The sequence below is a fragment of the Cytophagales bacterium genome (assembly GCA_033344775.1).
Taxonomy (GTDB): Bacteria; Bacteroidota; Bacteroidia; order Cytophagales; family Cyclobacteriaceae; genus JAWPMT01.
Genome location: JAWPMT010000004.1, coordinates 2,089,837 through 2,101,262 on the forward strand (window position 1 = coordinate 2,089,837; position 11,426 = coordinate 2,101,262).

Genomic DNA, 11,426 nt, shown 5'->3' on the forward strand with positions numbered 1-11,426 from the left:
TGTTGCATGATTCTCGAAAGTAAGGTCATTGAATTCAAAGGCATGCCTTTGTTTCAAAAAGCGCGTTTCAAAACGCCTATGGACATGCAAGGTACCATTCAGGAGTTTGCCTGTTTTTTCTATATGGTAGAAGGTACCATGCTGAGCTTCGACTCGCGCGGGATCCACCGGCTTGGAGAAAAGGAAGCGGTGATCAAAAATTGCAACAACTATGTGCAGCGGTACATGCCCAATTCTGGCTCTGAGGAGTGCGAGGCCATTGCTATTTTTCTGTACCCGGACTTGCTGAAAGTAATCTACAAAGATGAAGTCCCTTCGTTTTTGATCGAAGACAAACTCCCAAGACCCAAGAAACTCATTGGCAATCAGTTGCTGGAACAGTACATGAGCAACCTGATGATCTACTTTGAAGAACCGGAAGTCATGGACGAGCAACTGGGCATCCTGAAACTCAAGGAACTCATGATGATTCTCCTGAAATCGGAAAATCATGCTAACATTCGCAAGCTCCTCTCTGAGATCTTTACACCAGTCAATGTCAAATTCCGGCAAACCATCGAGCAAAACCTTTTTAACACCCTGAGTCTGGAACAGCTTGCCTTCATTTGTAATATGAGCCTGTCCACCTTCAAGCGGGAGTTCAAAAAGGAATTCAATGAAACTCCTGCACGCTATATCAAAAACAAGCGCCTGGAACATGCCGCTGCCCGACTGATCAGTGATCAGGATCCAATCACGACCATCGCCTATGAATCCGGCTTTCAGGACATCACCACTTTCTCGGCCAACTTCCATGAAAAATACGCAGTATCTCCTTCCAATTACAGAATAGGCCAAATCAGAAACTAGAAGGCCTTTTTCAGAAATCTTTCCGTTTACTGGCAAATGACCTTTGTAGCAGATAAATCATAAATCTCATGCAAAGGATAATTGGAACATTAATTTTTTTATTGACCGTAAACTTTATTGCTATGGCACAAAAAGGATTTGAATTAGAGAAAGAGATCGTCATCAACGTACCTGCCTCAGAACTTTGGGAAATGGTAGGTCCGGGATTCGAAGAGGTATATAAATGGTCGTCCAATGTGGATCATTCCGAAGGCTCAGGTACTTCCATGTTTGAAGGAGCAACCTGCAGCGAGCGCGCTTGCAATGTCAATGTAAAAGGATTCAGCAAGATCAAGGAAACGTTGACCAAATACGATCAAGACCAAATGGTACTGGCTTATGAAGTCAATGATGGTATGCCAGGATTTGTAACCAGAGCTGCCAATGAATGGACGGTAGTTGCGGTTAGTGAATATCAGTCTAAACTCGTGATGAAGGCGGAATTTGAAAGCAAAGGCCTCATGGGTGCTTTGATGCGCGGCATGATGAAAAACAAAATGAGCAAAACCCTGGATACGGTTTTGAATGATGCGAAAATTTATGCAGAAACCGGACAGATCTCCGGGGCCAAGGAAAAAAGAGTGGCGCAGCTAGAGAGAAAAGCGGCCTGAACGCAACATCTGAACCAGCTGACATTTTTGATGGAAGAAGCACCTTTGTAAGAGGGTGCTTTTTTAAATTTATCTGTGCTGCCTTCTCATTGATTAGGAAGCTTCGGGTTTGATGCCTGATTCCCCCTTTAATGAACAAAGGGTGTTGGGGGATTTTAAGAAAAATTAAATCCGAAGCTTAAAAAATTATGACTTATTTTCAAGGTGATCTCATGGATTTAAAAGAAACACTAACGCTCTTCATTACAAGGATGGCTATGTATATCCATCCAATCAACAAAGAAACCATAGTTGCTTTCATTCATGGATATGAAGTTGGGTTAGGTCATCAGACATTTACAGAGGTGCTTTCCAATCATTTGGAAACAGAATTTCGCATTAAAAAAATAGCTTTGGGTTGGCCAAGTTTATGCCAGTAAGAACACCTTAGAATGGGGTCAAGAATTTAACAAATTGACATTGGAATTGATCGAACACAAAAAGATTTAAAATTGCCAAAATGACACTCGCAGAAAACAAAGCCAATGCCATCGCCTTCTACAAAATGGCCTATGAGGGCAATCCCAGGAAAGCCATAGAAATGTATGTCGGCGATGAATACATCCAGCACAATCCTGATGTAGCCGATGGGCTAGCCGGTTTCATCAGCTACTTCGAACGGATGCAACAAGAATACCCGGAGAAATCCATTGAATTTGTGCGTTGCATCGCCGAAGGCGATTTGGTGGCCTTGCATACCCACCAAACCTGGCCTGGCAATGATCAGTATGTGACCATGGATTTTTTCCGCTTCGACCACCGGGGTAAGATCTGTGAGCACTGGGATTCCATCCAGCAAATACCTGCCGCTTCCAAGAACCCCAACACCATGTATTGATCGCACATGGAAAGTCATACATTACCGAATCAGCTTTTACCTTACACAGGAGATGACCATGTGTTGATCTACGACTATCACGCAGACAAAGAGTCTTCACGACAAGAAGTCATCCTTTCCAGGCATACCATTAGTTTTCTTCAGGAAGGGGAGAAAGAAATCATTGCGGACCATAACCCCGTAGCAATCAACAACACAAAATTTCTGATCATGCGGGCTGGCAATGTGCTTATGACGGAGAAATTTTCCTCGGAAAAAGCCAAATACAGTAGTCTGCTCCTGTTCTTTTCTCAACAGGCCGTATTGGATTTCATCAAAAGACATGAGATCGACTTATCTGAGTCCGGGCCAGAGGAATCAACTACCCCACTTGCGTATGATCCATTCATTCGAACCTTCGTCCTAAGCCTGCGAGACCTGATGACTTTGGATCGCTCAATCCAGCGTAAGTTACTTGCCGTCAAATTTGAAGAACTGATGCTGTATCTGATCGCCCGGGATGGTACAAGCTTATTGAGTAGCCTGCTCAATCACAATGACCAGCGATCTTTCGATTTTGTGAAGGTTGTAGAAGCCAACAAGCACAACAAACTCACCCTCAATCAACTGGCTTTCCTTTCCAACATGAGTGTATCCACCTTCAAACGTGCTTTTGAAAAACACTATCAGGAATCGCCAATCAAGTGGTTCCACGATCAGCGACTGATGCACGCGGCCTACCTTCTCAAATCTGAATTGCGCCGACCTTCGGATATCTATCTGGAAACTGGCTATGAAAGCTTGTCCAACTTCATTCAGGCTTTCAAGCAAAAGTATGGGGTAACACCCAAGCAGTATCAGATTTCTAATGATTCCCCCTTTGCAAAGGGGGTGCCTGAAAGGCGGGGGATTTAAAGCCTAAGACTCCTCCACTTTTGAACTTCCAGCCACACTTTTTGGGCTGTTATCAAAAACAGCAGGGCACCTTTCAAGTGCAATTTTGCTTCGTAATTGAAGCAAATTGAATCATGAAAAAGTTATCTATTGTACTTATAGCATTCGCCATATCCAGTTATGGCTTTTCACAAACATTCACCCTGTCCAGCAAGGACCTGGGAGGTCAGGCGACCACCATTGAAGAATTCAACGGATTCGGATGCACAGGTAAAAACCAAAGTCCTCAACTGACCTGGGACAATGCGCCAGAAGGCACAAAAAGCTTTGCCATTACCATGTATGACCCTGACGCCCCTACCGGAAGTGGATGGTGGCACTGGGTGATGTTTGACATCCCTGCCACTACGAATGAGTTGGTAACCAATGCCGGAAATGTCGAGATGAACCTGGCACCAACCGGAGCTATTCAAAGCATCACCAATTATGGTGTTGCCGGCTATGGTGGACCTTGCCCACCAGAAGGCCATGGCCCTCACCAATATGTGATCACTGTTTTCGCCTTGAAGACAGACAAACTCGGCCTGGATGCCAATACCAATCCTGCGATTGTCGGGTATTATTTGGGTAACAACACATTGGCCAAAGCCAGTATTGTGGCTTACTACGAAAGGTAAATTTTACCAAAAGCCCAGCCTTTGCTGGTGTTATCACCTGCAATCACCCAGACTGATCCGGCTCCACTTTCCAGATTACACCAATTAGGTGGACTCGCGAAAAGATTGAGATACAAAAAAGCGGCTGTCTCAGAGTGACAGCCGCTTTATGTTTTAGTAGGTTTAGAAAAACATAAGGTTTCAACTGGATTATATAGCACATAAAATCGCCCGTCGGAAAAGATAAACGGCTATATTCGTACACTTACAAGCATAATACAGCCTACATGAGACACTTCACTAAATTCAACCAATTCCTTTTTTTCACATTAAGCATCACCATCATTGGATTGGCCAGTTGTTCTGAGGACGATGGCCCGGTTGTACTGACCTCAGACACCTTTGAAGGCAATTTCAACATCAATCCAGGCACCTTCCCTGAAGGCGGGGGTCTTGACCTCAGTGCAAGTGATACAGGCGTGGTAGCTCAATTGGATACGGATGCCATAGATTGGGACATTCAGATCAAAGCCATACGAACTGGCGCCGGCGGCCGACCCGGGGTTTTTCTTTTTGGTGATGATCAAACTACTGGCTCAGTACAAGCCGTAAACGTCAGTGAGCGGGCCGGCATTGGTACAGGTGCTACCGGATTCACCTCTTTCGAACGAATAACTACCGAAATGGTCGATATATTGGCCGCAGATGGTGTGTTTACCTTCGATCCTTCAACCGATCTGGATGGCGAGGGAAAACCAGATGCTACGGCGCTTGCCATTGCCTATCAGGACCTGGTGATCGGAGATCGCATTGTGAACCTTGAAGAGGCAGATCAGCCTGTTTATCTGGTTCAGGACAGAGCAGGAAGCTATTATAAATTCCAAATGGTCTTGCGTGAGAATGGCGGAAATGTGGTTGTTCGATGGGCACAATTTACTGCGGATGCCCTAGATTGACCCGGTGAAAACCCTCCTATTCACCTGTACAATATTGATCTTATTTTCCGCCTCTGCACAAGAGGCGGATACCATTCAACTTCAGGAAATCCTCATTGCAGCCAGAATCGCTCCTTCCGATAGTTTACCCTACGCATCGCTTCAGCCTCCTATCCAAACCATGGACTTGCTGGATCGGATCCCGGGAGTGGTGCGGGCACAGCAAGCTTCCTTTCCCATCAGCTACAGGGGCCAGACCGGCAGTCGCATGCGTATCCAACAAAATGGTGCCCGAAGATCCGGACTCAATCCACAGGGCTATCTGGGACAAGACCTGAATGTCTCTAACCTAAGCACTGCCCGTATTGTTGATGGCATTGAAAAGGCGACATATGGTAGTGGCGCAATTGGTGGTGTACTGGAACTGGAAGATCGACAGGCATTTGAAGCATCACCGAATGTTATTCAAAGTCAATTTGGCACCAACAACAATGCCCGGCAGCTAGGTTTTCGTTGGGGAATCGGAAATGATCCAATCGCCTTTGAAATAACTGGCAATGGCGTTCGCACAAACGACCTGTTCTTCGCCAACAAGGAAAGATCGCTTAACTCGGCGATACAGGAGTACCAGTTCTCTTCTGCACTGACTGGCCGGCTAAAAAAGGCCCGGCTTAGCTGGCGACAAAAATGGAGCTCCGGTATCTGGGAGTTCCCACAAGGGTTTCAAAACTTTCCTTTTGAGTTACGCAAACTGGACAATACCTATACCTATCAGACAGATGTCAAATTCCGACAGGCATTAAACAATGGCTGGCAGCTGACGCAACAAGTCTGGGGCCTGACCTTGAAGACCGACCAAATACAAGATGTCTACAATGCGCAGTTTGATTCCATCAACATCAAGGTAGTACGAAGCTTTCGTCGCAACAGTGCCGGCTATAATGGCTTTGTGGAAAAATCTTTCGGAAAGTACCACCTGAAATCCGGATTGGATTTGTTCACTTCACGATTAGTTGAGGACCGGACAGACGATAATCGGATCGACAATTTATTTACTCGTTCGCAAGTGGCACAGCGAACCGATCAGCAAGCCGGAGCCTTTATAAAAGCAAGCACAAGAAATGAAAGTGTGCAATGGACCGGTGTGCTACGAGCAGACGTTGCCAGTACGAATAACCTTGATGCGGAACGGGCATATGCCTCAGCCATTACCGGAGGCATAGAAGCCAAAGGAACCCTTTGGAAGATCGATCATCAAGTATCATTGGGCAGGTATTTCAGGTTTCCTCGTCCGGAAGAATCGGGTGGTGAATTGTTTGGCGGCCGTGGCACTTTTCGGGGAAATCCCGACATCCGGCCAGAATCCAGCTACCAACTGGAATGGATCCTCTCTAAAAACACTGCATCAACCTCCTTTAAAATCAATAGTTGGTTGGCCTATTATGAAGACCGGATCATCGATGTTCCGGTGGCTGATGAGCGGAATGTATTTGAATACCGTAACATCGATCAGGCGCGCACTTTCGGGCTGGAGTGGTACCTTTTGCAAGTATTACTGGATCAGAAAAAACATAACCTTGTTGGGCTTCTTACGGGCCTTGTCATGCGTGGCGATGACCTGACCAATACCCATTTCTTTGGAAACGGCAGTCGATCTAACGGCATTCCCCCCGCTCATGTACAGGGGGAATTGAAATACAAGACATGGTTGGGAAGTGTGCCAATACAGCTGGGGATAGACGCACGTCATTATGCCAGGTTCATCGCGCCAACAGGATTTACCAATCAGGTATGGGCCGTAAGGGATGCACCTGCTTACACCTTGCTAGGCTTGAATGCCAATACCCGCTTCCAATGGAACCAACATGGGTTCTTGATCTCGGTACGTGTATCCAATTTGACAGACCAGACTTATTTCCCGTTTGGTACCCGGATACCCGGAATTGGCAGAGACTTCAGATTTGGACTAAATTATTCTTTTTGAAGGTATTATTGCTTGCAATCACCGCTGACAAGATCTTCGGGTAACGGGTCATAAGCATTTCCTGTTGCGATAAAACTTGTGAAAGTCCCGTCGCTGAACAAGGGACTCACCGCACAGAAATCACTAAGTTGGGAATTGCCATAAAGCTCAATAGAAACGTTTACTTGTTCCAGGCCATTTAAGCCCTCCAGGCTAGTCAAAGCAACATTGTCGCTGGCAAATATCCTATCAACCTGAACCAGCCCATCCAACCCTGCAAAGCTGTTAAAGTTAGGATTATTACGAATGAACAACTCCTGAAGTCGATCGATGTTACTCAATCCTGAAAAATCCGTGATACCAGGCCCTAGCAACGAGATTTCCTCAACCGATGCCAGTGATTCCAGGCCTTGCAAATTGATCAACTCAGGATTGTCTTCTATAATAATACTTGCAATAGAAAGGAGCGATGACTCCCCGAATTCTTTTAAAACCGGATTGTCATTTAGATACATTCGATTGCCAACAGATCGCAGTTTTGGGAACCCCTGCAAAGAAGTCAACGACCCAAGCTGCTGAAAAATCAGGGTACTCTCTATGCTTACCAATTCAGGAAAATCCAGGCTTGTTAAATTTTTTCCAGATACTGAAAGGGTGAACAGCTCCTCAATATTCGAAAACACATCAAGGGAAGTAATTGACTCGTTGGAACCAAAAAACAAAGACCTAATTTTCATGTGCCCAAGTTGTTCTATGTCTGTCAATGACGGATGATCAACAAGGTGAAAATTATTCCCTACCTCCTCGATGTTTAGTCCTTCCAGGCTGACTAACGAGTGGTTGCTTCTCAGTGTAAATGAGCGATCGATTCGTTTAAGGTTTGTAAAACCTTTGAAATTGGAAAGCGAGTGATTTTCGATGATCCATAAGTCCCGACCGACAGCATTCAAGTTTTCAAATCGAATTTCGGCCAGCGACGGGTTTGAGGTAATGTGCAAATCTCTAACCACGGTTTGTAAGCCATCAAACCCACTAATAGTAGTCAATCGATCATTGTCATTAATGGCTACATCTCCAAGGGATTCCAGGCGATCGAACTCGGCCATGGTCGTCATCTGATTATTATGGTTCACCGCGATTCTTCCCAAATGGGACAATTGTGAAAACACATCAATAGCTGTTAATTCCTGATTACGGAACACCAGTAAACCGCTATCAATACGTTGTACATTGGTCAACCCTCGAAGGTCTTTGACTTTTGTCTGACTGATCGTGAGGTGTCCATTTACTTCATTCAAAGAACCTAATCCCGTCAGATCAGTAATATCACTTTCCTCAAAAAGCGCCCCTATTAGCAGGTCTCCGTTAACCCGGGCATATCTGTTGCTGGCAAATGCATTTAGTTCCTGTTGCGTTTTCAAGACCACATCACCTTGTTTGGTGAACCCCTCTACTCCTTCACCACAGCTAAAAAATAAAAAGGAGATACCCAGTAAAAGGAGTTCTCCAACTGAGAAAACGGACTTAAAACTCATTGTTTCGATTTTGTTGATTTCACTGGCGACAATCGCCTCTCACAATATCCCCTAGCGTTGGATTGTAAGCGTTGCGCTCTATTGTTGTGCGATTTTTCACTCCATCAGCGACTAACTGCTCCAGGGCACAATAGTCAGTCAGGTTAGAGCAGTCATATATGCTGAGCGTGTTACCTAATTTTTCAAGGGCGTTCAAGCCTTCCAGGTTTGTGAGTAGCGGGCTGTTTTTTAGAAAAATATTTGAGCCTACTTCCTTAAGGTTTCCCAACCCCTCCAGGCTTTCCAGTTGCAAGTTGTCAGAAATAGAGACATCACTCAATACGGTTACGTTTTCCAATCCTTTGAAGTTTGCAAGCGCACTGCGTTGAATGCGCAATCCTCCGATCACATCCAGACTGGTGAGTGGTTCTAAGCTGGTGATTTGGGCGTTACCCCATAGCGATAGTGTACCGTGGATCTCACTTACGGGCAAATCATCCAGGTCAGGCAAGCGATCATTGGAGGAGAGGCTCAGGTCTCCACCGACCTCACGCAATGCCGAAAATCCGGAAAAGTCTTCCAACTGTGTTTCATTTAAATGCAGGTGCCCTACATAATTGAGCCTATTAAAATCAACAGTCGTCAGTGATGTATTCCCTGAGAGGGACAGTTCTCCGCTCAGTTCCGTTAATTCCCTAAACTCATCTATCTCGGTGATCAAAGGATTGCCCTCTATATATATTAATTCCACCTCTGTAATAGATTCCAGGCCATTCAGGTTGGCCAAATTAGAAAGTCCGGAGATTTGAAGCGATTCAACGCGTTCCAGGTGAAGGTCAGTTAATGTAGTGATGACAGGGCTATTAGCCACACTAAGATGCCCAACTTGTCGGAGCTGTGAAAACCCACTCAAATCACTCAACAAAGGATTTGACTGGATCGATACTACCCCAGCTTCAATTAATCCACTAAAATCCACATCAGTCAATGATTCATTGCTCCAGATACTTACCCCTTCCTTAAAGATCGCAAACTCATTGAATTGATTGATGGTCGTCAATTTCGGATTATCATAGACCTGAACGGACTTTAATTGACCACCAAGGCTCCCGATCTGATTAAATCCATTCAAATTCTCGAGGTTATAATTGCTTGATATCTCTAACCGTTCATCCAATCTGGTGAGGTTGGAAAAAACGTCCACATTCCTGATCTGCGTATTTCCAATCATCAACGAACCTTCGATTGAGGAAATGATCCCTAAGCCACGAAGGTCCGAGATATCGTCGCCAAAAATGGTCAGACTACCTCGTAAATGGGTGACTTTTCGCGCAACGAATTCATTGACCTGCTCTTGGCTAAACAAGTATACATCGTCCTCCAACAAATTAAAGATGGGTTCTTCGTCTTCTTTGCAACTGATGATCGTTATGAGCATGAGGATGCAAAGTACGATTCGAGACGTCCGGCTAAAAGTTCTTAATAAGTTCAACACGATCTTAATTGTTTGGCTAGATGCAAGATAATCAAAGCCTGTGACTCACATTAATCCCACACAATGAGCACGAATCTATGTGTCCATTACAGTTTACAATCGCCCCTCCTAATATCCTGCAACGTCGGATTGTAGGCGTTTTGCTCAATTTCAGCAAATACAGCTACCCCATCAGCTACCAATAATTCCAACGCACAATAATCCTTTAGGCTGGTGCAACCGTAAATTCTTACATGATTATCTACCCTTGCCAGGGCATTGAGCCCTTCCAGATTTTCTAATAATGGGTTGCGACTAATAGAAATCTCATCTCCTATACGACTCAGGTTTTGTAATCCATCTAAGCTGGTCAACCGTCGATTGTCGAGGATATAGATTTCCTCGATTGTTTCCATATGCTCAAGGCCTTTCAGGTCTGTTATCCCACTATTCTGAATACCAAAGCCACCGGACAGATCTAAATCTTTCACCAGCTCCAATGTAGTAATTTGGGAGCCTGACAACCACAACCAACCTTCAATAGAAGTGTCCGTTAATTTCTCCAGGTCTAGCAATTGATCATTTTCAGTAAGCTGCACATCCTGAACACGCTCCAGCGCCGGGAATCCGGAAAGGTCTTTCATCCAGGTATTGTGTATTCTAAGGAAACCTGTCGATCTCAGATTGCTAAAATTAACCGATGCCAATGCCTTATTGTCGTAAAAATCGACCGCAATTGGCACTTCCGTAAGCTCTGAAAATTGATCAATCGAAGTGATCTGGTGATTTTCCTGCAGGTAGATATAATCCACTTCTTTGAGGGACTCCAATCCCTCCAGGCTGGTCAAAATGGTATTCGACAGTCGAAATTGTGTGACCTTTTGCAAGTTGGAAAACCCTGTAAGGTCACTCCACCGTGGATTTTCTGAAAATCCGACAATATCCGCTCGAATCAACCCACTAAACTCCACTTCGGCCAGCGACTCATTGTTCCAGATAAAAAGTCCGCTTTCAATCTCAACCACATTATCGAACTGGTTTATAGCAGTCAATTTAGGGTTATCTCTGATTCGAATGGTTTCAAGAACACGGCTAGCATTACCCAATGCAATAAATCCATCCAAATTTTCAAGTGCTTCATTGAAGCTAATGACCAATTCCCCATCCAATTGGGTAAGGTTGGAAAATGCATCCACCTGCGTAATACTTGTACCGCTAATGGTCAGCGAACCTTCAATCGTTGTAAGTCTTGTCAGTCCGCTGATATCAGTAATTGGCGAGGGATCACCGTTCCTCGATTGAAGGGTCAGGCTCCCCCGTAAGTGAGTTATTTTCTGAGCGGCAAAGTCATTCACATCCCCCTGAGATCCTAAAACCACCTCTTCTTCTAGCAACCTATAAAGGATCTCCTCCTCCCCTTCGTCGTTACAACCGATGATCGAAATAAGAGGGAATAGGCACAGGGCCAGACGAATGGTGTGATACTTAGTGCTTAGCAGTTGTTGCACAGTCTTAATTGTTTGGTTGAATGCAAGATAATCAATGCCTGACTCTCGCACTTGCATAGCAATCAAGCCTCTATAAAAATCCTCCAATCGATTGCAATCAAAAGTAATGACAAAGTTTCCTTCTGAG

At 44.8% G+C, this 11,426-nt stretch carries 11 protein-coding genes; 8 read left to right on the forward strand and 3 right to left on the reverse strand.

All coding sequences use genetic code 11. The features are described 5' to 3' along the window. The first annotated feature begins 6 nt into the window (after positions 1-6). The 8 genes from R8G66_17730 (at position 7) to R8G66_17765 (ending at position 6,824) form a co-directional block, all read left to right on the forward strand. Complete coding sequence (locus R8G66_17730) at positions 7-849, forward strand: AraC family transcriptional regulator (GenBank protein MDW3194219.1); 843 nt, start codon at positions 7-9, stop codon at positions 847-849. A 68-nt stretch (positions 850-917) separates the two neighbouring features. Then, a complete protein-coding gene (locus tag R8G66_17735; protein ID MDW3194220.1) occupies positions 918-1,499 on the forward strand; it encodes an SRPBCC family protein in 582 nt (193 codons plus the stop codon). A gap of 212 nt (positions 1,500-1,711) precedes the next feature. Then, positions 1,712-1,918, forward strand: coding sequence for a hypothetical protein (locus R8G66_17740; GenBank protein ID MDW3194221.1), 207 nt, complete (start codon positions 1,712-1,714; stop codon positions 1,916-1,918). An 80-nt stretch (positions 1,919-1,998) separates the two neighbouring features. Continuing rightward, a complete protein-coding gene (locus R8G66_17745; protein ID MDW3194222.1) occupies positions 1,999-2,376 on the forward strand; it encodes a nuclear transport factor 2 family protein in 378 nt (125 codons plus the stop codon). A 6-nt stretch (positions 2,377-2,382) separates the two neighbouring features. Then, positions 2,383-3,270, forward strand: a complete 888-nt coding sequence (locus R8G66_17750) for an AraC family transcriptional regulator (GenBank protein ID MDW3194223.1) — start codon at positions 2,383-2,385, stop codon at positions 3,268-3,270. A 113-nt stretch (positions 3,271-3,383) separates the two neighbouring features. Beyond that, positions 3,384-3,926 carry a YbhB/YbcL family Raf kinase inhibitor-like protein gene (locus R8G66_17755; GenBank protein MDW3194224.1) on the forward strand — a complete coding sequence of 181 codons (543 nt, stop codon included), beginning with the start codon at positions 3,384-3,386 and terminating at the stop codon, positions 3,924-3,926. A gap of 266 nt (positions 3,927-4,192) precedes the next feature. Beyond that, on the forward strand, positions 4,193-4,861 hold the full coding sequence (locus tag R8G66_17760; protein MDW3194225.1) for a hypothetical protein: 669 nt from the start codon (positions 4,193-4,195) through the stop codon (positions 4,859-4,861). Between the two features lie 4 nt (positions 4,862-4,865). Next, positions 4,866-6,824 carry a TonB-dependent receptor plug domain-containing protein gene (locus R8G66_17765; GenBank protein ID MDW3194226.1) on the forward strand — a complete coding sequence of 653 codons (1,959 nt, stop codon included), beginning with the start codon at positions 4,866-4,868 and terminating at the stop codon, positions 6,822-6,824. Between the two features lie 5 nt (positions 6,825-6,829). On the opposite strand, the gene R8G66_17770 is transcribed toward R8G66_17765, so the two are convergent. From R8G66_17770 to R8G66_17780, 3 genes are all read right to left on the reverse strand, one after another. Next, a complete protein-coding gene (locus R8G66_17770) occupies positions 6,830-8,338 on the reverse strand; it encodes a hypothetical protein (protein MDW3194227.1) in 1,509 nt (502 codons plus the stop codon). Positions 8,339-8,357: 19 nt separating this feature from the next. Continuing rightward, on the reverse strand, positions 8,358-9,755 hold the full coding sequence (locus tag R8G66_17775; protein MDW3194228.1) for a hypothetical protein: 1,398 nt from the start codon (positions 9,753-9,755) through the stop codon (positions 8,358-8,360). 143 nt (positions 9,756-9,898) lie between these two features. Next, positions 9,899-11,299, reverse strand: a complete 1,401-nt coding sequence (locus R8G66_17780) for a hypothetical protein (protein ID MDW3194229.1) — start codon at positions 11,297-11,299, stop codon at positions 9,899-9,901. Positions 11,300-11,426: the final 127 nt, after the last annotated feature.

Coding starts and splice junctions, on each gene's coding strand:
- R8G66_17730 (MDW3194219.1), top strand. CDS start 7: ATGATTCTCGAAAGTAAGGTCATTGAATTCAAAGGCATGCCTTTGTTT.
- R8G66_17735 (MDW3194220.1), top strand. CDS start 918: ATGCAAAGGATAATTGGAACATTAATTTTTTTATTGACCGTAAACTTT.
- R8G66_17740 (MDW3194221.1), top strand. CDS start 1,712: ATGGATTTAAAAGAAACACTAACGCTCTTCATTACAAGGATGGCTATG.
- R8G66_17745 (MDW3194222.1), top strand. CDS start 1,999: ATGACACTCGCAGAAAACAAAGCCAATGCCATCGCCTTCTACAAAATG.
- R8G66_17750 (MDW3194223.1), top strand. CDS start 2,383: ATGGAAAGTCATACATTACCGAATCAGCTTTTACCTTACACAGGAGAT.
- R8G66_17755 (MDW3194224.1), top strand. CDS start 3,384: ATGAAAAAGTTATCTATTGTACTTATAGCATTCGCCATATCCAGTTAT.
- R8G66_17760 (MDW3194225.1), top strand. CDS start 4,193: ATGAGACACTTCACTAAATTCAACCAATTCCTTTTTTTCACATTAAGC.
- R8G66_17770 (MDW3194227.1), bottom strand. CDS start 8,338: ATGAGTTTTAAGTCCGTTTTCTCAGTTGGAGAACTCCTTTTACTGGGT.
- R8G66_17775 (MDW3194228.1), bottom strand. CDS start 9,755: ATGCTCATAACGATCATCAGTTGCAAAGAAGACGAAGAACCCATCTTT.